This window comes from Caldimonas sp. (assembly GCF_046289365.1).
Taxonomy (GTDB): domain Bacteria; phylum Pseudomonadota; class Gammaproteobacteria; order Burkholderiales; family Burkholderiaceae_C; genus Caldimonas.
Map to the genome: position 1 here is coordinate 41,683 of NZ_JBKBVU010000001.1, position 20,099 is coordinate 61,781.

17 protein-coding genes and 1 pseudogene are annotated in these 20,099 nt (G+C 68.3%); 8 read left to right on the plus strand and 10 right to left on the minus strand.

Annotated elements, in window-relative coordinates:
- Nucleotides 1–4: 4 nt before the first annotated feature.
- From ACK42S_RS00190 to ACK42S_RS00205, 4 genes are read right to left on the minus strand one after another with little or no spacing between them, the layout of a single operon-like run.
- Entirely contained in the window at nucleotides 5–874 is an 870-nt protein-coding gene (locus ACK42S_RS00190) for an alpha/beta fold hydrolase (RefSeq protein WP_409702037.1), read from the minus strand.
- Nucleotides 871–2,448, minus strand: coding sequence for a benzoate-CoA ligase family protein (locus ACK42S_RS00195; protein ID WP_409702039.1), 1,578 nt, complete (start codon nucleotides 2,446–2,448; stop codon nucleotides 871–873). Before ACK42S_RS00195 ends, ACK42S_RS00190 begins: the two co-directional genes overlap by 4 nt.
- Before the next feature lie 40 nt (nucleotides 2,449–2,488).
- A complete protein-coding gene (locus ACK42S_RS00200) occupies nucleotides 2,489–4,063 on the minus strand; it encodes a 3,4-dehydroadipyl-CoA semialdehyde dehydrogenase (protein ID WP_409702041.1) in 1,575 nt (524 codons plus the stop codon).
- A complete protein-coding gene (locus ACK42S_RS00205) occupies nucleotides 4,060–4,533 on the minus strand; it encodes a DUF4863 family protein (RefSeq protein ID WP_409702043.1) in 474 nt (157 codons plus the stop codon). Before ACK42S_RS00205 ends, ACK42S_RS00200 begins: the two co-directional genes overlap by 4 nt.
- 226 nt (nucleotides 4,534–4,759) lie before the next feature.
- On the opposite strand from ACK42S_RS00205, the gene ACK42S_RS00210 reads away from it, so the two are divergent.
- The 4 genes from ACK42S_RS00210 to boxA all read left to right on the plus strand — a co-directional run bounded on the left by ACK42S_RS00210 (nucleotide 4,760) and on the right by boxA (nucleotide 10,336).
- The gene (locus tag ACK42S_RS00210) at nucleotides 4,760–5,665 is read left to right on the plus strand and encodes a helix-turn-helix transcriptional regulator (protein WP_409702045.1); all 906 of its coding nucleotides are present in this window, start codon (nucleotides 4,760–4,762) and stop codon (nucleotides 5,663–5,665) included.
- Nucleotides 5,666–5,894: 229 nt separating this feature from the next.
- Nucleotides 5,895–7,556: a 2,3-epoxybenzoyl-CoA dihydrolase gene (boxC, locus tag ACK42S_RS00215; protein WP_409702047.1), complete on the plus strand. Its 1,662-nt coding sequence runs from the start codon at nucleotides 5,895–5,897 to the stop codon at nucleotides 7,554–7,556.
- A gap of 51 nt (nucleotides 7,557–7,607) precedes the next feature.
- The gene (gene boxB / locus ACK42S_RS00220; RefSeq protein ID WP_409702049.1) at nucleotides 7,608–9,035 is read left to right on the plus strand and encodes a benzoyl-CoA 2,3-epoxidase subunit BoxB; all 1,428 of its coding nucleotides are present in this window, start codon (nucleotides 7,608–7,610) and stop codon (nucleotides 9,033–9,035) included.
- Nucleotides 9,036–9,055: 20 nt separating this feature from the next.
- On the plus strand, nucleotides 9,056–10,336 hold the full coding sequence (boxA, locus tag ACK42S_RS00225; RefSeq protein ID WP_409702051.1) for a benzoyl-CoA 2,3-epoxidase subunit BoxA: 1,281 nt from the start codon (nucleotides 9,056–9,058) through the stop codon (nucleotides 10,334–10,336).
- 101 nt (nucleotides 10,337–10,437) lie between these two features.
- Here the strand turns inward: boxA and ACK42S_RS00230 are convergent, their stop codons facing one another.
- Nucleotides 10,438–10,788 (minus strand): HU family DNA-binding protein, encoded by a 351-nt coding sequence (locus ACK42S_RS00230; protein WP_409702053.1) that lies wholly within the window; start codon nucleotides 10,786–10,788, stop codon nucleotides 10,438–10,440.
- Between the two features lie 121 nt (nucleotides 10,789–10,909).
- Nucleotides 10,910–11,776 (minus strand): MaoC family dehydratase N-terminal domain-containing protein, encoded by an 867-nt coding sequence (locus tag ACK42S_RS00235; RefSeq protein ID WP_409702055.1) that lies wholly within the window; start codon nucleotides 11,774–11,776, stop codon nucleotides 10,910–10,912.
- A gap of 232 nt (nucleotides 11,777–12,008) precedes the next feature.
- Here ACK42S_RS00235 and ACK42S_RS00240 point away from each other — a divergent pair, with 232 nt between their 5' ends.
- The 4 genes and pseudogenes from ACK42S_RS00240 (at nucleotide 12,009) to greB (ending at nucleotide 16,231) form a co-directional block, all read left to right on the plus strand.
- Entirely contained in the window at nucleotides 12,009–13,673 is a 1,665-nt protein-coding gene (locus tag ACK42S_RS00240) for a long-chain fatty acid--CoA ligase (RefSeq protein ID WP_409702057.1), read from the plus strand.
- 177 nt (nucleotides 13,674–13,850) lie between these two features.
- A pseudogene (locus ACK42S_RS00245) lies at nucleotides 13,851–15,116 on the plus strand (3-hydroxyacyl-CoA dehydrogenase NAD-binding domain-containing protein); the annotation flags it as partial.
- A 310-nt stretch (nucleotides 15,117–15,426) separates the two neighbouring features.
- Nucleotides 15,427–15,639 (plus strand): hypothetical protein, encoded by a 213-nt coding sequence (locus ACK42S_RS00250; RefSeq protein ID WP_409660815.1) that lies wholly within the window; start codon nucleotides 15,427–15,429, stop codon nucleotides 15,637–15,639.
- A gap of 25 nt (nucleotides 15,640–15,664) precedes the next feature.
- Complete coding sequence (gene greB / locus ACK42S_RS00255) at nucleotides 15,665–16,231, plus strand: transcription elongation factor GreB (protein WP_409702059.1); 567 nt, start codon at nucleotides 15,665–15,667, stop codon at nucleotides 16,229–16,231.
- On the opposite strand, the gene ACK42S_RS00260 is transcribed toward greB, so the two are convergent.
- The 4 genes from ACK42S_RS00260 to ACK42S_RS00275 all read right to left on the minus strand — a co-directional run.
- The gene (locus tag ACK42S_RS00260) at nucleotides 16,225–18,501 is read right to left on the minus strand and encodes a RelA/SpoT family protein (protein ID WP_409702061.1); all 2,277 of its coding nucleotides are present in this window, start codon (nucleotides 18,499–18,501) and stop codon (nucleotides 16,225–16,227) included. The two genes, greB and ACK42S_RS00260, sit on opposite strands and share 7 nt — an antisense overlap.
- 131 nt (nucleotides 18,502–18,632) lie before the next feature.
- Nucleotides 18,633–18,836, minus strand: a complete 204-nt coding sequence (gene rpoZ, locus ACK42S_RS00265; protein WP_409702062.1) for a DNA-directed RNA polymerase subunit omega — start codon at nucleotides 18,834–18,836, stop codon at nucleotides 18,633–18,635.
- Nucleotides 18,837–18,874: 38 nt separating this feature from the next.
- The gene (gene gmk, locus ACK42S_RS00270) at nucleotides 18,875–19,495 is read right to left on the minus strand and encodes a guanylate kinase (protein WP_409702064.1); all 621 of its coding nucleotides are present in this window, start codon (nucleotides 19,493–19,495) and stop codon (nucleotides 18,875–18,877) included.
- Nucleotides 19,496–19,509: 14 nt separating this feature from the next.
- Nucleotides 19,510–20,099, minus strand: a 590-nt coding sequence (locus tag ACK42S_RS00275) for a YicC family protein (RefSeq protein ID WP_409702066.1), incomplete at its 5' end; no start/stop codon positions are given.

The window sequence follows — 20,099 nt, forward strand, 5'->3', positions numbered from 1 at the left end:
GAACTCAAGGGGTTCTTGTCGCGGCCGCTGGGCCGGCTGGTGCCCGCGCACGCGGGTGCCGCCTCAGGAACTCGGACACCTGGCGCATCAGGGCGGCAGGCTGGTCGCGGTGCGGCGAATGGCCGCAGTCGTCGAGCTTGAGCAGTTCGGCCTGCGGCACCGCCAGGGCGATCGCTTCGATCTGGGCCATCGTGCCGTACTCGTCGTCACGGCCTTGCACGGCCAGCACCGGGCAGCGGATGGCGTTCAGCAGAGGGCGGATGTCGAAGCGGCGGAATGCCGGGTCGAGCCACACGTCGTTCCAGCCCCAGAAGGCCGAGTCCGGGTCGGCGTGGTAGCGCGCGAGCTTGCTGCGCAGGTCGGTGGTGACGTAGCCGTCCTTGGCCTTCTCGATGCTGGCGATAGTCAGATCCTCGACGAAGGTGTGGGGCGCGGCGACGATCAGGCCGGCCACATGGTCGGGGCGGCTGGCGGCGTGAATCAGCGCGATGGAGCCGCCATCGCTGTGGCCGTAGAACCACGGTGGGTCGGCCGCGGTGTCCAGGTCCAGGGCCTCGAAGAAGCGGGGCAAGAAGTCGCGGGCCTGGTGGTGCATGAAGTCCACCGGCCAGCGCTCGTGGCCGGCACGGGGGCTGGACTGGCCGTAGCCCCAGCGCGACAGCACCAGGCCGCGGCAGCCGGCCGCCTCGCACAGGGCACGAGGAAACTCCTTCCACATCGCCACCGATCCCAGACCCTCGTGCAGGAACACGAGCAGGGGCTGCTGGCGGCGCTGCGGGGCGATCCAGATGTATTCGATCAGGTCTTCGCGGCCGTTCCAGCGCACATTGGCAAACTGGGTGGCGCTTTGCGGGGCCAGCACGGGCTCGTTCATGCCAACCTCCCCAGGGCCTCGCGCTCGCGCAGGCGGAAGCGCTGGATCTTGCCGGTGGCCGTCTTGGGAAGCTCGGCGACGAACTCGATCGCGCGGGGATACTTGTGCGGAGCCAGGCGGTCCTTCACGAAGGCCTTGAGCTCGGCGGCGAGGGACTCATCCGCCGCGTGCTGGGGCTTGAGCACGACGAAAGCCTTGGTCTTGGTCAGGCCCTGAGGGTCGGTCACGCCGATCACCGCAGCCTCGAGCACGGCCGGGTGCTGCACCAGCGTGGCCTCCACCTCGAAGGGCGAGACGTACTGGCCGCTCACCTTGAGCATGTCGTCGCTGCGACCCGCATAGGTGTAGTAGCCCTGGGCGTCTCGGCTGTACTTGTCGCCGCTCTTGGTCCAGGCGCCCTGGAAGGTCTCACGCGACTTCTCGCGGTTGTTCCAGTACATCAGCGCGGCACTGGGGCCCCGGATGTAGAGGTCACCGATCTCGCCGTCGGGCACGGGGCGGCCGTCCTCGCCGCGCAGCTCGATCTCATAGCCTTCCACCGGCTTGCCGGTGGTGCCGTAGCGCACGTCACCGGGACGGTTGGACAGGAAGATGTGCAGCATTTCGGTCGAGCCGATGCCGTCGATGATCTGACAGCCGAAATGGGCGGTGAAGCGCTCGCCGATCTCCTGAGGCAAGGCCTCGCCGGCCGACGAGCACAGGCGCAGCGCCACCTGCGAGCGCGGCGGCAGCAACGGCGAGGCCAGCATGCCGGCATAGCCTGTGGGGGCGCCGAAGAAGATCGTGGGCCGCTGCCCGGTCAAGCGCTTGAAGCAGGCCTCGGGGGTGGGGCGCTCGGCCATCAGGACGACGCTGGCGCCCACGCTCAGGGGGAAGCTCAGTGCATTGCCCAGGCCATAGGCAAAGAAGAGCTTGGCGGCCGAGAAGACCATGTCCGTCTCGCGCAGGCCCAGCACCGGGCCGCCATAAAGCTCGGCGGTCCAGTAGGGGTTGGCGTGCGTGTGCACGGTGCCCTTGGGCCGCCCCGTCGAGCCCGAGGAGTACAGCCAGAAGGCGGGTTCGTCGGCCATCGTGGCGGCCGGGTGCGAAGCCGGCGCATGGGCCTGGAGCAGCGTGTCCAGGGCTTGCATGCCCTCGGGCAGCCCGCCCGAGGGGTGCGAGACGATCACCTGCTGCAGTTCATGCGGGGCCTGGGCCATCGCGGCCTGCAACACGGGCAGCAGCGCGGCGGACACGAGGGCCGCACGGGCGCGGCAGTGGCCCAGCATGTAGGCGTAGTCGTCGGCGGTGAGCAAGGTGTTGACGGCCACCGGCACCACCCCGGCATACAGCGCGCCCAGGAAGCTCACCGGCCAGTCGATGTTGTCGTGCATCAGCAGCAGCACCCGCTCCTCGCGGCGCAGGCCCAGGGCCTGCAGGCCGGCGGCCATGCGGCGCACGCGGTCGGCGAGTTCGCCGTAGGTGATGCTCCCATCGTCGTCGATGTAGGCGGTCTTGCCGCAGCGGCCGGCGTTGCGTTCGATCAGGTGCTGAGCGAAGTTAAAGGCCGCCGGCGGGGCAGGGGGCAGGGACATAGGGGGTCTCCTCGGTCGCGGTGTTCTGTGAAGGGTCCGCTCAGTCCGCCGTCCACGCCGTGCCCTGCGGGGCCAGGTGTGCCAGCACGGCCGGGGCGGCCTGGACGGCGCTGCGGCGGTGGTAAAAGGCCAGGGCACGCAGGCCGCCAAGTTCTTCGCCACCGCCCGCCCGGCCGGGGCCGCCATGCAGGGAGTGCGGCATCACGTTGCCATGGCCGGTGTGCAGTGCGGCCACCTCGGGCGAGACCACGTGCACGCGGCCGTGGCTGTCGGCCAGCGCCAGCGCGGCATCGGCCAGGGCCCGGGGCTCGGCGCCGTAGAGTGAGGCCACCAGCGAGCCTTCACCTCGGCGCACCAGAGCCAGGGCCTCGTCGAGCGAGCGATAAGGCATCAACGTGGCCACGGGGCCGAAGACCTCGGTGTCGTGCACCCGGGCGGCGGCTCCCGGATCGCGCGCGCCCAGCAGGGTCGGGCCGATGCAGGCGGCCACGGCCGGGTCGGCCTCCACCAGGGCATGGCTGCCGCCGTCGTGCAGGACATCGGTCTGCCCGCGCAGCACGGCCAGGCCTTCGCGCACCGAGGCGAGCTGTTCGCGGCTGACCAGCGCGCCCATGCGCACGGTCTCGTTGCGCGGGTTGCCCACCGTGATGCGGGCCAGCCGGGCACCGATGGCCTCGGCGGCAGCGTCAAAGCAGGCCTGGGGCACGAAGACGCGACGGATCGCGGTGCACTTCTGGCCCGACTTCACCGTCATCTCGCGCACCACTTCGGCCACGAGCAGCTCAAAGGCCTCGGTGCCAGGGGCGGCATCGGGCAGCAGCAGTGCCGAGTTCAGGCTGTCGGCCTCGATGTTGACGCGCACCGAACGTTGCGCGACGGCCGGGTGACTGCGGATCAGGGCCGCCGTCTGGGCCGAACCGGTGAAGGACAGCACGTCGAAGGGCTGCAGCGCATCGAGCAGGCCGCGCGAGCTGCCGCACACCACCGACAGCGCCCCCGGGGGCAGCAGGCCGGCGGCCACGACGTCGGCCACCATGCGTTGCGTGAGCCAGGCCGTGGCGGTGGCCGGCTTGACGATCACGGGCACGCCGCTCAGCAAGGCAGGGGCGGCCTTTTCCCACAGGCCCCAGGCGGGGAAGTTGAAGGCATTGATGAACAGGGCCACGCCGCGCGTGGGCACAAGCACGTGCCGGCAGGCAAAGGCACCGTCCCGGGCCAGGCGGGCGGCTTCGCCGTCGAGCAGCACGCGCGCCTGTCCCAGCGACCGACCCCAGCGGGCATACTGGCCCAGGGTGTAGATGGCGCCGTCGATGTCCACGCCGCAGTCTTTGCGGGTGGTGCCCGAGTTGGCGATCGCGATCTCGAAGTAAGCCTCGCGGTGGGCCTGCAGCACCTCGCTGACGCCGCCCAGCAGATCGGCGCGTTCGCGATAGCTCAGCGCCCGCAGGGCGCGGCCGCCGGCCTCCCGGGCGTGGGCAAAGCCTTGCTCAAGATCCAGGCCTTCGCTGGACACCCGGGCCAGTTCGTGGCCCAGCACCGGGTCGATCAGGGGGGTGCCGGGGCCGGTGCCGTATTGCCAGCGGCCGGCCCAGTGGTTGGGCAGCAGGGGGGTCATGATGCGGTGAATTCGATGCGCCCATCGGGCAGCAAGTACAGCACCAGGGCGCGGCCCTGCGTGACGGTGGGGCGGTGGGCGCTGCCGGGGGGATAGACCTTCCAGCCGGCGCCTTGGCCATCGAAGCGCGCCCCCGGCGTGAGCGGCATCACCAGGTCGATCTCGCCGTTCGGGTGGCGGTGATGCGGGCCGATGCAGTCGTCCATGTCCACCACGTCCACCGAGAAGCCGGCAGTCTCGGGCCCGGGTCGCACCACGCGGCCGTAGCGCAGCCGCGGCACGTCCTCGGCCTGGTGCCTGCACAGCCAGCCCTCGGCCACCCCACCGCGGCAGGCCTCGCTCATCTGGCGGTACCAGTCGCTGTGGGCGCCGTGGGTTTCGTTCAGCCAATCCTGCAGGGCCGGATCCAGCGGACGACCGACCAGGGCCTGCGTTATCGTTCGCACCAGGGCATCAAATGGCTCGCGCATGTCCGTGCATCCTTTCAGGGCCCCGAGGGGGCTGGAAAACTTGGGGGTGTGGCCCGGCGTTTCCTTGAGCGGGGTTTGTCGGACTTGAAGCCCGAACAAGCATGAAGTATTTTGCATGTGATGCCAACAATACGCGCCGGACTTGCGCGGTGTCAAGAAAAATAGTTCATGTTGGGGAAAATCCCGAGGGTGGCAACCCCAGCATGTGGAGCGACCGATCGTGGACATGAGCGAGATGACGGTGGAGGAGGGCCCTGCCAAGGAGCCTTTTCTGGTGGCCCTGGGCGAACGCATCCGCACCCTGCGGGCGCGGCGGGGCCTGACGCGCAAGGCGACGGCGCAGGCCGCGGGCATCTCCGAGCGCCATCTGGCCAATCTGGAGTTGGGCACCGGCAATGCGTCGATCCTGATCCTGCAGCAGGTGGCGCAGGCCCTGCAGTGCCCGCTGGCCGAGCTGATCGGAGATGTCACGACCTCCACGCCCGAGTGGCTGCTCATCCGCGAGCTGCTCGAGGGGCGCTCGGAGGTGGACCTGCATCGCGCCCGGCTCAAGCTCGCCGAGCTTTTTGGCTCCGGCGGCGACCGACGCTCGCGCCTGGCACGCATCGCGCTGATCGGGCTGCGTGGGGCGGGCAAGTCCACGCTGGGGCGCATGCTCGCCGAAGACCTGGGCTACCCCTTCGTCGAGCTCAGCCGCGAGATCGAGAAGGTCGCAGGTTGCAGCATCGTCGAGATCCATTCCCTCTACGGCACTAACGCCTACCGACGCTATGAGCGGCGCGCGCTGGAGGAGACGATCCAGATCTACCCCGAGGTGGTGATCGCCACCCCGGGCGGCCTGGTGTCCGAGCCCTCCACCTTCAACCTGCTGCTCACGCACTGCTACACGATCTGGCTGCAGGCCGAGCCCGAGGACCACATGAAGCGCGTCGTCGCCCAGGGGGACTTCCGCCCGATGTCGGGCAGCAAGGAGGCGATGGAGGACCTCAAGCGCATCCTGGCCGGACGTGCGGCCTTCTACGCCAAGGCCGACCTCAGCTACAACACCAGCGGCCACTCGCTGGAGGCCAGCTTCGCCGGCCTGCGCGCCGCCGTGCGCCACGCCGCCGGCCTGGTGGACTGGATGGTTTGAACCACCCCCTACGGCCTGCGGCCACCCCCTCAAGGGGACGACGCGGGCGGACCGGCGGAGCCGGATCCGCGGCGTCTGCTGGTTAGGCCTACCGCCTCTGAGTTCGGTTGGATCGGTGCCTCCGGGTTTGTCCGGAATTGGTTTCCTTGACGCGCCTCATGACATGCACTATTGTGCAGTCATTGACTCAAGGCATGCATTATGGTGCATGTTCAGACAGGAGCCCGAGATGACCGACAACACCGCCCGCGTGGACTACCAGACCGATCCCTCCCGCTACAAGCATTGGAAGCTGAGCTTTGACGGCGCCATCGCCACACTGGCGATGGACGTGGACGAGGACGGTGGGCTGCGGCCGGGCTACAAGCTCAAGCTGAACTCCTATGACCTGGGGGTGGACATCGAGCTGCACGATGCGCTCAATCGCATCCGCTTCGAGCACCCCGAGGTGCGCACCGTCATCGTCACCAGCCTGAAGGAGCGCATCTTCTGCTCGGGCGCGAACATCTTCATGCTGGGTCTGTCCAGCCATGGATGGAAGGTGAACTTCTGCAAGTTCACGAACGAGACACGCAACGGCATCGAGGATTCCAGCCGGCACGGCGGCCTGAAATTCGTGGCTGCGCTCAACGGGGCCTGCGCCGGCGGTGGCTATGAGCTGGCGCTGGCGTGCGACGACATCGTGTTGGTGGACGACCGCTCCTCGTCCGTGTCACTGCCCGAGGTGCCGCTGCTCGGTGTGCTGCCGGGCACCGGGGGGCTCACCCGCGTGACCGACAAGCGTCGCGTGCGCCACGACCTGGCCGACATCTTCTGCACCACCAACGAAGGCGTGCGCGGCCAGCGCGCGTTGGACTGGCGCCTGGTGGACGCGATCGCCAAGCCGGCCCAGTTCGCCCAGGTGGTGCACGAGCGTGCCCTCAAGCTGGCGGCCCTCAGCGACCGCCCGGCCGCGGCGAAGGGCGTGGCGCTGGTGCCGCTGCATCGCCGTATCGAGGCCGACGCGATTCGCTACGAGCATGTGCAGGTGGGGATCGACCGCGGCCGGCGCACCGCTACTTTCACGGTGAAGGCGCCTACCACGACCCAGCCCACCGACGTCGCCGGCATCGAGGCCGCGGGGGCCGCCTGGTGGCCGATGCAGATGGCGCGCGAGCTGGACGATGCCATCCTGGAGATGCGCACCAACGAACCCGACGTCGGCACCTGGCTGCTCAAGACCGAGGGGGACGCCCAGGCCGTGCTGGCCTGCGATGCGGCCCTTCGGGCCCACCGGGACCACTGGTTCGTGCGGGAGGTGACAGGGCTGCTGCGCCGCACGCTGGCCCGCCTGGATGTGTCCTCGCGCAGCCTGTTTGCGCTGATAGAGCCGGGTTCGTGCTTCGCCGGCACGCTGGCCGAGCTGGCCTTCGCCGCCGATCGCATCTACATGCTGGCCCTGCCGGCCGACGCCGCGCGTGCGCCGCGCCTGCATCTGAGCGAGCTCAACTTCGGCACCTACCCCATGGTCAACGGCCAGTCGCGCCTGGCGCGCCGCTTCTATGAGGAAGAAGCCCCGCTGGCCGCCGCGCGTGCCGCGATCGGCCAGGCGCTGGGGGCCGACCAGGCGCTGGCCCTGGGCCTGGTCACCTCGGCGCCTGACGACATCGACTGGGGCGACGAGGTCCGCCTGGCCATCGAGGAACGTGCCGCGATGTCGCCCGATGCACTCACCGGCTTGGAGGCCAACCTGCGCTTTGCCGGCCGGGAAACGATGGAGACGCGCATCTTCGGCCGCCTGAGCGCGTGGCAGAACTGGATCTTCCAGCGCCCCAACGCCGTGGGCGAGAAGGGCGCGCTCAAGGTCTACGGCAAGGGCGACAAAGCCGTCTTCGATCTGAACCGGGTCTGAGCCCTTTCACGATTTTTCCTCCACCCCAGCACCACCCAGCGGAGAGCTTGAATGTCCGGCATCAACTACAGCGAGAAGATCCCCAACAACGTCAACCTGGCCGAGGACCGCACGCTGCAGCGTGCGCTCGAGCAATGGCAGCCCAACTTCCTGAGCTGGTGGGGCGACATGGGCCCCGAGGGCTCGCACAACTTCGACGTCTATCTGCGCACCGCGGTCAGCGTGGATCCTCAGGGTTGGGCCCAGTTCGGCTACGTGAAGATGCCCGACTACCGCTGGGGCATCTTCCTCAACCCCAAGGAAGAAGGGCGCAAGATCCATTTCGGCGACCATCTGGGCGAGGACGCGTGGCAGGAGGTTCCCGGCGAGCACCGCGCCAACCTGCGCCGCATCATCGTCACCCAGGGCGACACCGAGCCCGCCTCAGTGGAGCAGCAGCGCCACCTGGGCCTGACGGCGCCGTCAATGTACGACCTGCGCAACCTGTTCCAGGTCAACGTCGAGGAGGGCCGCCACCTGTGGGCGATGGTCTACCTGCTGCACCGCTACTTCGGCCGCGACGGCCGCGAGGAGGCCGAGGCCCTGCTCGAGCGCCGCTCGGGTGACCAGGACAACCCGCGCATCCTGGGCGCCTTCAACGAGAAGACGCCCGACTGGCTGAGCTTCTACATGTTCACCTACTTCACCGACCGCGACGGAAAGTTCCAGTTGAGCGCGCTGGCCGAGTCGGGCTTCGACCCGCTGGCGCGCACGACCCGGTTCATGCTCACGGAAGAGGCCCATCACATGTTCGTGGGCGAGTCGGGTGTCTCGCGCGTGATCCAGCGCACCTGCGAGGTCATGAACCAGCTCAAGACCGACGACCCGGCCCGGATCCGCGCGGCCGGGGTGATCGACCTGCCCACGATCCAGCGCTATCTCAACTTCCACTACAGCGTCACGATCGACCTATTCGGCGCCGACGAATCCTCCAACGCGGCGACCTTTTACACCTCGGGCCTGAAGGGCCGCTACGAGGAAGGCAAGCGCACCGACGATCACCGCCTCAAGCAGGACAGCTACCGTGTCCTGGAGGTGCGCGACGGGCAGCTCGTCGACAAGGAGGTGCCCATGCTCAATGCGCTCAACGAGGTCCTGCGCGACGACTACATCAAGGACTCGATGGCCGGTGTGTCCCGCTGGAACAGGGTCATCGAGAAGGCGGGCATCCCTTTCCAGCTGACCGTGCCGCACAAGGCCTTCAACCGGCAGATCGGGTCACTGTCTGGCGTGCGTGTCTCGCCCGATGGCCGCGTGGTGTCGCAGGCCGAGTGGGACGCGAGGAAGGATGAATGGCTCGCCTCGGCCGAGGACCGCGCCTTCGTGGCCTCGCTGATGGGCCGGGTGGTCGAGCCGGGCAAGTTCGCGAACTGGATCGCCCCGCCGGTCATGGGCATCAACCGCCAGCCCGTGGACTTCGAGTACGTCCGCTTCAACTGAAGCGGGCCCAAGGAACCACGATGGACATGGCAACGCAGACGGTCATCATCAAGCAGCACCTGATCGACCCGGAGATCTGCATCCGCTGCAACACCTGCGAGGCGACCTGCCCGGTCGGTGCGATCACGCACGACGACCGCAACTACGTGGTGCGCGCCGACGTCTGCAACGCCTGCATGGCCTGCGTGCCGCCGTGCCCGACCGGGGCCATCGACAACTGGCGCACGATGCCCCGGGCGCTGGCCTACCCCATCGAGGCGCAGCTCACCTGGGACGAACTGCCGCCGGAGCTCAGCGAGGACCAGCTCACCGCGGCCGGGGTGGTGCTGCCCGAGGCCGCGCGGGCCGGCATCGCACCGGCGCCGCTGGCCCCGGCGGTCGATCCGGCGGGCGAGCTGCCCCTCGATGCCGCCACCTACGGCGCCGTCGTCCCACCGTGGTCGGCCGCGCATCCCTACACCAACCTCTACGGCCCGAAGAACCCCACCACGGCCACCGTGGTGGGCAATGTCAAGGTGAACGAGGCCGGCACCGAGAACGAGACCCACCACATCGTGCTCGACTTCGGGTCCATGCCCTTCCCGGTGCTGGAGGGTCAGTCCATTGCCATCGTTCCGCCTGGCGCAGATGCCCACGGCAGGCCCCATCACGCGCGCCAGTACTCCATTGCGAGCCCCCGCAACGGCGAGCGGCCCGGCTACAACAACGTGTCGATCACGGTCAAGCGGGTGACGTCCGACCACCAGGGCCGGCCGGTGCGCGGTGTGGCGTCGAACTACCTGTGCGACCTGAAGGTCGGCGATACCGTGCAGGTGATCGGGCCCTTCGGCACCAGCTTCCTGATGCCCAACCATCCGCGCTCGAACATCGTGATGATCTGCACCGGCACGGGCAGCGCGCCGATGCGCGCAATGACCGAGTGGCGCCGCCGTTTACGCGCCAGCGGCAAGTTCGAGGGTGGCAAGCTCATGCTCTTCTTCGGCGCGCGCACGAAGGAGGAGTTGCCCTACTTCGGCCCGCTGATGAAGCTGCCCAAGGACTTCATCGACGTCAACCTGGCCTTTTCGCGCACGCCTGGCGCCCCGAAGCGCTACGTGCAGGACCTGATGCGTGAGCGTGCCGTCGACCTGGCCGAACTGCTGCGCAGCCCCGACACCTGCATCTATGTCTGCGGGCTCAAGAGCATGGAGGAGGGCGTGTTGCTGGCCTTGCGCGATGTGGCCCAGCAGGCGGGCTTGTCCTGGGAGATCCTGGGCCAGACCCTCAAGCGCGAGGGTCGGCTGCATCTGGAGACCTACTGATCACAAAGCTCGATGCAGCCGGCACGAATCTCCGTTGACGAAGAAGCCGGCGGGTGCCGGCTTTTCGATGCCGTCGGGACGGGGCCGCAGGGCCCCGGTCCTCACTTGCCCTTCTTGGGGGCCTTCTTGGCCGCGGCCTTGGGGGCCGGAGCCTTGGCGGCCTTGCGGGCGGCGGCCTTGGGGTCCACGGCGGCCTTGAAGCCGGCGCCCGGGGTGAACTTGGGCAGCTTGGCCGCAGCGATCTTGATCTTGGCGCCGGTGGCGGGGTTCACGCCGTTGCGGGCGGCGCGGGCGTGCTGCTTGAAAGAGCCGAAGCCCGGCAGCGTCACGGCATCCCCCTTCTTGACGCTCGTGACGATCGCGTCGAGCAGGGTCTCCAGGATGCGGCCGGCCTCGGCCTTGGACAGATCGTGCTTGGAAGCCAGGTGTTCAACCAGTTCGGTCTTGTTCATGCGTTCGATATCAGAGTTCAAAGAAATGCCCGATCCATTCGGGTCGCGCGATTGTGCCGCATCTGAAGGCCGTTTCCCGAGCGCTTGCCTGGTCAAGGGCCGCCGCAGGCGGCCGTCGCGCTCAGGCCAGCTGCGCCGTGGCGCTCATTGCCAAGGCGCCTTCATGATCGGTGGCCCACAGCCGCACGTGGCCTTCGGTCCCGGCCGCCGCGTGCAGCGTAAAGGGGTGGATGTCGAACAGCGCACGCACGGCCCGGAAGCTGAATTGACGCACCGTCACGGGCCCTTGTTCGCGGTGCAGCCACTCCAGCAGCAGCGTGGCGATCAGCGGACCATGCACCACCAAGCCCGGGTAGCCTTCGGCCTGCGTGGCGTAGGTGCGGTCGTAATGGATGCGGTGGCCGTTGAAGGTGAGCGCCGAGTAGCGGAACAGCAGCACCGGATCGGGGGTGATCTTGCGCGACCAGGTCCGAGCCTGCGGGACGGTCTCGGAGGCGCCGTGGCCCGTGCGGTCGGCGGTCGCTGGTGCGGGCCCGGGCCGTTCCCGGTAGACGATGTCGTGTTCTTCCTCCAGTGCCAGGCCAGCGGCTTGGTGCACCTCATGGCGGACCGTGACGAACACCAGCGCACCCGAACGACCTTGGGTCGATCGAATCCCGGTGATGCGCGAGCTGCGCTCGATCGCCTGCCCGATGCGAAGCGGCTCGATGAAGTTCAGCCGCCCGCCGGCCCACATGCGTCGCGGCAGGCGCACTGGTGGCAGGAAATCGCCGCGGCGGGCATGACCGTCGGCTCCCAGTTGCGACTGTCGATGCAAAGGCAGGAAGTACAGCCAGTGCCACAGTGGCGGCAGCACATCGCCGGGGCCTGGCGGCGGATCCTCGCGATCGAGCACGGCCGCCAAGGCGGCCACCGGACCTGGGGTGACGATGTCATGCCGATGCTCGGATCGGCCGATCCACTCGGCATAGGGCTCAGACGCATCCATGGCGGCCTCGTCATGCGACACACAGTTGGTGATTGTGGAGCCGCGCGCGGGATCGGATCGCAGGGCGGAACCGGCCGTCATGCTTTGTCGCCAAGGTGACGCAGCGTCTCGATGCTTACCCTGATCGCACAGGCTTTACCTGGCGGATCGTGCTCACTACGATCGGAAGCGGCGTCACCGGCAGTGGTCCATCACGCCGTTCATCGACGCATCGACAGGAAGGAACTCGCCCATGTCCGACCGGCATTTCGCCTTCTGGCCGGAGCACGCCACGCGGCACCTGCACGTGCCGCAGACGCATCTGTACCGCAACGTCGAGGTCTCGGCGATGCGCTACCCCGACAAGCCGTTCCTCATCTTCTACGACACGCCGCTCACCTTCGCGCGTTTCCAGGACGAGACCGAACGCATCGCGGGCTACCTGCAACAGGTGTGTGGGGTGCGCAAAGGCGATCGGGTGCTGCTGGACATGCAGAACAGCCCCCAGTTCATGCTGGCCTACTACGGCATCTTGCGTGCCGATGCGGTGGTCGTGCCGGTCAACCCGATGAACCTCACGGCGGAGCTGGAGCACTACGCGCGCGACAGCGGTGCACGCGTGGCCTTCGTGGCCCAGGAGCTTTACGGGCGCATGGAGCCCCTGCTGGGCCGAGTGCTCGAGCATCTGATCGTCGCCACCTATGGCGACTACGCCACCGAGCCCACCGACCTGCCGGTGCCCGAGTTCGTGTCGGCCAAGCGCATGGCCCTCGGCACCCCCGGCGCCGTCGCCTGGAACGAGGTGATCGCCGCCCGGCTGCGCCCCGGCCCGATCCTCGCCGGCCCGGACGATCTGGCCGTGATGCCCTACACCTCGGGCACCACCGGGCAGCCCAAGGGCTGCATGCACACCCACCGCACCACCATGTACAACGTTGCGGCCGGCAGCATCTGGTGGAAGGCCAACGCCGGCCAGGTGGGCATGGCCATCCTGCCGCTCTTCCACGTCACCGGCATGCAGGCCGGCATGAACGGGCCGCTTTACACCGGCAGCACCATCGTGATCCTGCCCCGGTGGGACCGCGACGCCTGCGCCTTGTGTGTGCAAAAGCATGGCGTCTACGGCCTGGCCCTCATCACCGCGATGGTGATCGACTTCGTGGCCAACCCGCGCCTGCCCGATTACGACCTCAGCAGCCTGCGCCGCATCGCCGGCGGCGGCGCGGCCATGCCCAAGGCCGTGGCCCATGCGCTCGAACACAAGCTGGGCCTGCGCTATGGCGAAGGCTACGGCATGACCGAGACCATGGCCGCCACGCACAGCAACCCGCCCGATGCCCCCAAGGCCCAGTGTCTGGGCGTGCCGCTGTTCGATGTGGACGCGCGTGTGGTCGACCCGGCGACTTGGCGCGAGCTGCCCCCGGGGGAGGTGGGCGAGATCGTCGTGCACGGCCCGCAGGTGATGCTGGGCTACTGGAACCAGCCCGAGGCCACGGCCCAGGCCTTCGTCGAGATCGACGGCAAGCGCTTCTTGCGCACCGGTGATCTGGGCACCACCGACGAGGACGGCTACTTCTTCTTCATCGACCGGCTCAAGCGCATGATCAACGCGGCCGGTTTCAAGGTGTGGCCTGCCGAAGTGGAGGCGCTGCTGTATCAGCACCCGGCCGTGCAGGAGGTCTGCGTCATCGCCGCGCTCGACCCGCGCCGGGGCGAAACTGTCAAGGCCGTGATCGTGCGCAAGCCCGGGGTGGCCGGCGAGGTGAGCGAGCAGCAGATCATCGACTGGTCGCACGAGCACATGGCGGCCTACAAGGTGCCGCGCATCGTCGAGTTCGTCGACAGCCTGCCCAAGTCGGGTACCGGCAAGGTGATGTGGCGCGAGCTGCAAGAGCGCGAGCGCCGGGCCGCGTCCTGAGCGGCGGTTTACAGCCCCCCCTTGGCTGGCTAGCATGAAACGTTTTCAGCATCTTGTTCTGCAATGCAGAACATTCATCCCGTCTCCTTTGGAGCTTTCATGAGCAGTGCCTCTTCGTCTTCCCGTCCCGCCCAGGCCGACGTGCCGCCGCAGGTCGCTGCCTTCATCGAGCGCGCCGAGCGTGTGGCCGCGCAGATTCCCGACGTGCCGGCCGACACGCCGCTGCGTACAGTGCGCAAGGTGGGCGTGGTCGGCGCGGGCACCATGGGCGGCGGCATCACGATGAACTTCCTCAATGCCGGGTTGCCCGTCGTGCTGCTGGAGATGAAGCAGGAGGCGCTCGACCGCGGCCTGGCCACCATCGGCCGCAACTACGAGAACTCGGTGAAGAAGGGCAAGCTCACGGCCGAGCAGGTCCAGGCGCGCATGGCCTTGATCACGCCCACGCTGGCCTACGACGCCTTGCGCGATGTCGATCTCGTCATCGAAGCGGTGTTCGAGGACATGAGCGTCAAGGAAACGGTCTTCAAGACGCTCGATGACATCGTCCAGCCGGGCGCCATCCTGGCGTCGAACACCTCCTACCTCAACATCGACCGCATCGCCGCCTTCACGAAGCGCCCGCAGGATGTGCTGGGCCTGCACTTTTTCAGCCCGGCCAACGTGATGCGCCTGCTCGAGGTGGTACGTGGCGCCAAGACGGCACCCGATGTACTGGCCACCAGCATGGCGCTGGCCAAGACCATCGGCAAGGTGGCGGTGGTGTCGGGCGTGTGCGACGGCTTCATCGGCAACCGCATGCTCGCGCGCTACGGCGCGGCCGCGCAGGGCCTGATCCACGCCGGGGCGCTGCCGCAGCAGGTCGACGGCGCCTTGCAGGCCTTTGGCATGGCCATGGGCCCTTTCCGCATGGGCGACCTGGCAGGCCTGGACATCGGCTGGGCCACGCGCAAGCGGCGTGCGGCCGAGGCGGGCGTGCCCCTGCAACCCAGCGTGGCCGACATGCTTTGCGAGGCCGGCCGCTTCGGGCAGAAGACGGGCGCGGGCTGGTATCGCTACGAGGCCGGCAGCCGCGAGCCGCTGCCCGATCAGGTGACCGAGCAGCTCATCGTCGACTACCGTGCCGCCCGGGGCATCACGCCGCGTGCGATCAGCGACGAGGAGGTGGTGCAGCGCTGCATCTATGCCCTGGTGAACGAGGGCGCACGCATCCTGGAGGAAGGCATCGCTGCACGCGCCTCGGACATCGACCTCGTCTACCTCCACGGCTACGGCTTTCCGAAGCATCGGGGCGGGCCGATGTACTACGCCGATACCGTGGGCCTGGCCGAGGTGCTGCGCTGCCTGGAACGCTTTGCCGCCGAGCCGGGGGCCGACCCGTCCTGGCAGCCTGCCGCGCTGCTGCGCCGGCTGGCCGCCCAAGGCCGAGGCTTCCACGCCTGAGCCCGCAGGGCAGGCTGCTCCGAGGTACAATATTCGGTCGCTCGCAGAGCGCAGCACACCGTCAGCACACCGTCGGGTGGCCCTGGCCGACGGGCCGTGGTCCACGGCATTGGCCCTGCGAACGAAGGCGTGGCACGGCCTGGCGCCGTGCCTTCCTGTCCCCAACCGGCCGCATCCCGGCCTTGCGCACCGACAGCTCGCATGCCCGGCCCCCTGCGCCGTCCTGGCGTTCCGGTTCATCCCGGCGCGGCGGCGGTCGGCGTGGCGTGTGCAGCGCCGCAGTCGGCACGATATCCGAAGGCTTCCAGTCATGAGCAGCAAACCGGTCACCACCAAGATCAAGGAAGATGGGCTGCGCTACCGCTCCAAGGTGGGCGGCTCGCCCTTCGTGGGCAACGGCAACACCCGCTCGTGCTTCAAGTGCGGCAAGCACCGCACGCCCGACCAGCTCCAGCCCAAGCGTGTGCTGGGGCGCACCGAGATGGTGTGCAAGCCCTCCTGCAAGGACCTCGAGAAGTCCTGATTCCCACCGCCTGTCAGGGGGTGAGATGAGCAAGGCATTCACGAAGGAAAGCGACACCGCCGGGGACGACGACGCGCCCGAGCTGCCTGCCCTGCCGCAAGGCGCGCGCAACTACATGACGCCTCAGGGCTACGCCCGGCTGCGGGCTGAGCTGGTGGCGCTGGTCAACGACGAACGGCCCAAGGTCGTCGAGGTGGTGTCCTGGGCGGCCTCCAACGGCGACCGTTCCGAGAACGGCGACTATCTCTACGGCAAGAAGCGGCTGCGCGAGATCGACCGTCGCATCCGCTACCTCACCAAGCGCCTGGAGATTGCCGAGGTGGCCGATCCCTCCATCCATCACGGCAAGGACCAGGTCTTCTTCGGTGCCACCGTCACCTACGCCAACGCGCGCGGCGAGGAGCGCACGGTGACGATCAAGGGCGTCGACGAGGTCGATCCCTTGCAAGGGGAGGTGAGCTGGGTCTCACCGATCGCGTGGGCCTTGCTGCGCGCCCGGGAGGGCGACGAGGTGTCCCTGGTCACACCCGGCGGGGTGGAGCGAATCGAGATCCTGGAGGTGCGCTACCCGGCACCGGGCGCCCCTCAGTGAGACTTGACCCGCGCCACCCGCAGCACCAGCGGTGAGCGCTTGAGCGTGCGCAGCACCTGGGCCAGGTGGACGCGGTCGCGCACCGACAGCAGCAGCTTCAGTTCGGTGGTCGACTGCCCGGGGTCATGGCCCATGTCGATGTGGGTGATGTCGGCCTCGGCTTCGCTGACGGCCTGGGCCACCTTGGCCAGCACCCCTTTCTGGTTGAGCACCAGCAGTGTGACGGCCGTGTCGAAGCTGCGCGTGAGCTCCTCGGCCCATTCCACGGCGATCCATCGTTCGCTGTCGCGTTGGTACAGGCGTTTGCCGACGTTGCACTCGCCGGTGTGCACCACCAGCCCTTCGCCCCGGCCCAGATAGCCCACGATCGCATCGCCCGGAATGGGGCGACAGCAGGTGGCCATCTGCACCGTGCCACCCTCGCTGCCGTCCAGGGTGATCATCGCCTGGGTGGGGGTGATGTCGTCGGTGAGATAGCGGCTCATCGACAGGGTCAGCGCGTCGGGCTTGGTGCCGGCCTCGACCAGCAGTTTGGCCAGGCGCTTGGCCACGATGGTGGCGATCTTGCGGCCCAGGCCGATGTCGATCAGCAGTTCGCGTTTGCTGCGGTTGCCACTCCAGCGGATCAGCGTCTGCCACAGCGCGGTGGCCGGGCCATGGGTCTCGTCGCCGGCGGGCATGTGCAGGCCTTCGCCGCGCATGGCCTGCGCCAGCAGCTTCTCGCCCAGATCCAGCGACTCCTCCTGCTTCATGTTCTTCAGGTAGTGCCGGATCTTCGAGCGCGCCCGGCCGGTGCGCACGAAGCTCAGCCAGGCCGGGTTGGGCCTCGAGACGGGCGCGGTGATCACCTCCACCACATCGCCGCTGCGCAGCTCGGTGCGCAGCGGCACCTGCTCGCCGTTGACCTTCGCGGCGACGATGTGGTTGCCGATGTCGGAGTGGATGGCGTAGGCGAAGTCCACCGGCGTGGCCCCGCGCGGCAGCGCCAGGATCTTCGACTTGGGGGTGAAGACGTAGACCGCATCGGGAAAGAGGTCCACCTTGACATGCTCGAGGAACTCGGCGGCGTCGCGTGTCTCGTCCTGGATGTCCAGCAGCGACTGCAGCGACACCGTGCCCAGACGCTGCGCCTCGGAGGCCTCGGCAGCATCGCCCGCCTTGTACAGCCAGTGCGCCGCGATGCCCTTTTCGGCCACCATGTGCATCGCCTCGGTGCGGATCTGGAACTCCACCGCGGTGCCGAGCGGGCTCACCAGCGTGGTGTGCAGCGACTGGTAGCCGTTGGCCTTGGGAATGGCGATGTAGTCCTTGAAGCGCCCAGGCATGGGCTTGTAGAGCTGGTGCAGCACGCCCAGGGCCAGATAACACTCCGGCAGGGTGTTGACCACGATGCGAAAACCGAAGATGTCGCTCACCTGTGCGAAGCTCAGGTGCTTTTCTCGCATCTTGGTGTAGATGGAGTAGAGCGTCTTCTCGCGGCCGTAGATCTGGATCTTCAGCGAGGATTCGGCGAAGGCCTTCTCCACGTCGGCCTGGATGCGGTTGACCAGGTCGCGCCGGTAGCCACGGGCGCGCTGCACGGCCTTGTTCAGGGCCGCGTAGCGCCAGGGCAGCAGGTGGGCGAAGGACAGCTCCTGCAGCTCGCGGTAGACCTGGTTCAGGCCCAGCCGGTGGGCGATGGGGGCGTAGATGTCCAGGGTCTCACGGGCGATGCGCTCGCGCTTGGCCGGCGGCATGGCCTGCATCGTGCGCATGTTGTGCAGCCGGTCGGCCAGCTTGATCAGCACGACACGCACGTCGCGCGCCATCGCCAGCAGCATTTTGCGGAAGGATTCCGCCTGGGACTCCTCGCGCGTGGAGAACTGGAGCTTGTCCAGCTTGGTGAGCCCGTCCACGAGTTCGGCGGTGGCGGTGCCGAAGCGTTCGGCCAGCTCGAGCTTGGTGGCGCCGCTGTCCTCCATCACGTCGTGCATCAGTGCGGCCATGATGGCCTGGGCATCGAGCTTCCACTCGCTGCACAGGCCCGCCACCGCGATCGGGTGGGTGATGTAGGGTTCCCCACTGGCGCGGAACTGGCCCAGGTGGGCCGCATCGGCGTACTTGTAGGCCTCGCGGATACGCCGGATGTCGGCTTCGTCGAGGTAGTCGAGCTTGTGGGTGAGGGCCGCGAAGGAGGCCGCTGCGGCATCGGCGTGGGCAGGCGCCACCGCCTCGGGCGCAGGCGGGCGCTTGCTGGCGGCAACGGGAGCGGTGGCGGATCGGGCGGCCATGGCGGGAATTTAGCGCGGATTGTCCACCATTGCCTGCCAACACCCAATACGACCGCGCCCGATGCGGGATCGGGCGCGGTGCGACGGGGTCGTCGAGAGAGCCCGCCGTCGTCGAGGGGGCGCGACGCGGGTCAGATCGGGACCTTGCGCAGCATCTCCAGTCCGACCTCGCCGGCGGCGATCTCGCGCAGCGCGGTCACGCCGGGCTTGTTTTTGGTCTCGATCTTCGGGGCGTGACCCTGGCTGAGCATGCGGGCGCGGTAGGTGGCCGCCAGCACGAGCTGGAAGCGGTTCGGGATCTTCTTCAGGCAGTCTTCGACGGTGATGCGGGCCATGGACACTCCGAAGGGCGCGCCGGGGCGCGCCTTGTGGGTCAGCTCAGGTTGAGGGCCTCGAAGACGGCTTTCCTGGCGCGACGCTGGGCGGCGTACTTGAGCCGCTGCGCATGCACGATGGCTTTCAGGTCGAAAAGAGCCGTCTCGAACAGGGCATTGATTATAACGAAGTCGAAGTGCTGGGCCTGCGCCACCTCCGTGCGGGCGTTGGCCATGCGGGTGGCGATCACATCCTCGCCGTCCTCCCCGCGGCGGCGCAGGCGCTGCAACAGCTCATCCCAACTGGGCGGGAGGATGAAGATCAGCACGGCGTTGGGGAAGAGCTGCTTGATCTGCAGCGCGCCCTGCCAGTCGATCTCCAGGATCACATCCTCGCCGGCGGCCATGCGGGCCTCGATGGCCGCCCGTGAGGTGCCGTAGAGGTTGCCATGCACTCGGGCCCACTCGAAGAACTCGCCGCGCTCGATCATCGCCTGAAACTCGGGCTCGGTGACGAAGTGGTACTCGCGTCCGTCCACCTCCTGCCCCCGGGGGGCGCGGGTGGTGTGCGAGACCGAGACGTTCAGGCGGGAATCGAGCTCCAGCAGGGCCTTGACCAGGCTGGACTTGCCAGCCCCGCTGGGGGCGGCGACGACGAAGAGGTTGCCGGGGTAGTCCATTTCGGGGTCCTTGGTCACTCGATGTTCTGCACCTGTTCGCGCATCTGCTCGATGAGCACCTTCATCTCCACGGAGATCTGCGTGAGCTCCAACGCGGCCGACTTCGAGCCCAGGGTGTTGGCCTCGCGGTGCAGTTCCTGGATGAGGAAATCGAGCCGCTTGCCGATCTCTCCGCCCTTGTCGAGCAACCGCTCGATCTCGTCGAGATGCGCGGCCAGGCGTGAGAGTTCTTCGGCCACGTCGATGCGCAAGGCGTAGGCGGCGGCTTCGCTCAGCGCGCGCTCGCGCTGCGCCTCGGCGCTCATGCTCTGGGCGGCGCCGGCGGATTCCAAGGCCTGCTGCCAGCGTTCCAGGAAACGCTCCTGCTGGCGCTGCACCACCTGGGGCACCAGCGGGGCGGCCTGGGTGGCCAGCTCGCGCAGCTTGACGATGCGCTGCATCAGGATGTCGACCAGTCGCTCGCCCTCGCGGGCGCGGGCCTCCTCCAGGGCCTCGAGGCACTCGCGCGCGGCCGCCAGGGCAGCCTCGTCCAGGCGTTCGACCCCGCCACCGCCCTTGCACCATTGCAGGGCTTCGTGCACGGACAAGGGCTGGGCGCGGGGCA

What these genes read in the sequence shown, in the direction of transcription:
- ACK42S_RS00190 (WP_409702037.1), bottom strand. Translation starts at nt 874, where the DNA reads ATGAACGAGCCCGTGCTGGCCCCGCAAAGCGCCACCCAGTTTGCCAAT.
- ACK42S_RS00195 (WP_409702039.1), bottom strand. Translation starts at nt 2,448, where the DNA reads ATGTCCCTGCCCCCTGCCCCGCCGGCGGCCTTTAACTTCGCTCAGCAC.
- ACK42S_RS00200 (WP_409702041.1), bottom strand. Translation starts at nt 4,063, where the DNA reads ATGACCCCCCTGCTGCCCAACCACTGGGCCGGCCGCTGGCAATACGGC.
- ACK42S_RS00205 (WP_409702043.1), bottom strand. Translation starts at nt 4,533, where the DNA reads ATGCGCGAGCCATTTGATGCCCTGGTGCGAACGATAACGCAGGCCCTG.
- ACK42S_RS00210 (WP_409702045.1), top strand. Translation starts at nt 4,760, where the DNA reads ATGAGCGAGATGACGGTGGAGGAGGGCCCTGCCAAGGAGCCTTTTCTG.
- boxC (WP_409702047.1), top strand. Translation starts at nt 5,895, where the DNA reads ATGACCGACAACACCGCCCGCGTGGACTACCAGACCGATCCCTCCCGC.
- boxB (WP_409702049.1), top strand. Translation starts at nt 7,608, where the DNA reads ATGTCCGGCATCAACTACAGCGAGAAGATCCCCAACAACGTCAACCTG.
- boxA (WP_409702051.1), top strand. Translation starts at nt 9,056, where the DNA reads ATGGACATGGCAACGCAGACGGTCATCATCAAGCAGCACCTGATCGAC.
- ACK42S_RS00230 (WP_409702053.1), bottom strand. Translation starts at nt 10,788, where the DNA reads ATGAACAAGACCGAACTGGTTGAACACCTGGCTTCCAAGCACGATCTG.
- ACK42S_RS00235 (WP_409702055.1), bottom strand. Translation starts at nt 11,776, where the DNA reads ATGGATGCGTCTGAGCCCTATGCCGAGTGGATCGGCCGATCCGAGCAT.
- ACK42S_RS00240 (WP_409702057.1), top strand. Translation starts at nt 12,009, where the DNA reads ATGTCCGACCGGCATTTCGCCTTCTGGCCGGAGCACGCCACGCGGCAC.
- ACK42S_RS00250 (WP_409660815.1), top strand. Translation starts at nt 15,427, where the DNA reads ATGAGCAGCAAACCGGTCACCACCAAGATCAAGGAAGATGGGCTGCGC.
- greB (WP_409702059.1), top strand. Translation starts at nt 15,665, where the DNA reads ATGAGCAAGGCATTCACGAAGGAAAGCGACACCGCCGGGGACGACGAC.
- ACK42S_RS00260 (WP_409702061.1), bottom strand. Translation starts at nt 18,501, where the DNA reads ATGGCCGCCCGATCCGCCACCGCTCCCGTTGCCGCCAGCAAGCGCCCG.
- rpoZ (WP_409702062.1), bottom strand. Translation starts at nt 18,836, where the DNA reads ATGGCCCGCATCACCGTCGAAGACTGCCTGAAGAAGATCCCGAACCGC.
- gmk (WP_409702064.1), bottom strand. Translation starts at nt 19,495, where the DNA reads ATGGACTACCCCGGCAACCTCTTCGTCGTCGCCGCCCCCAGCGGGGCT.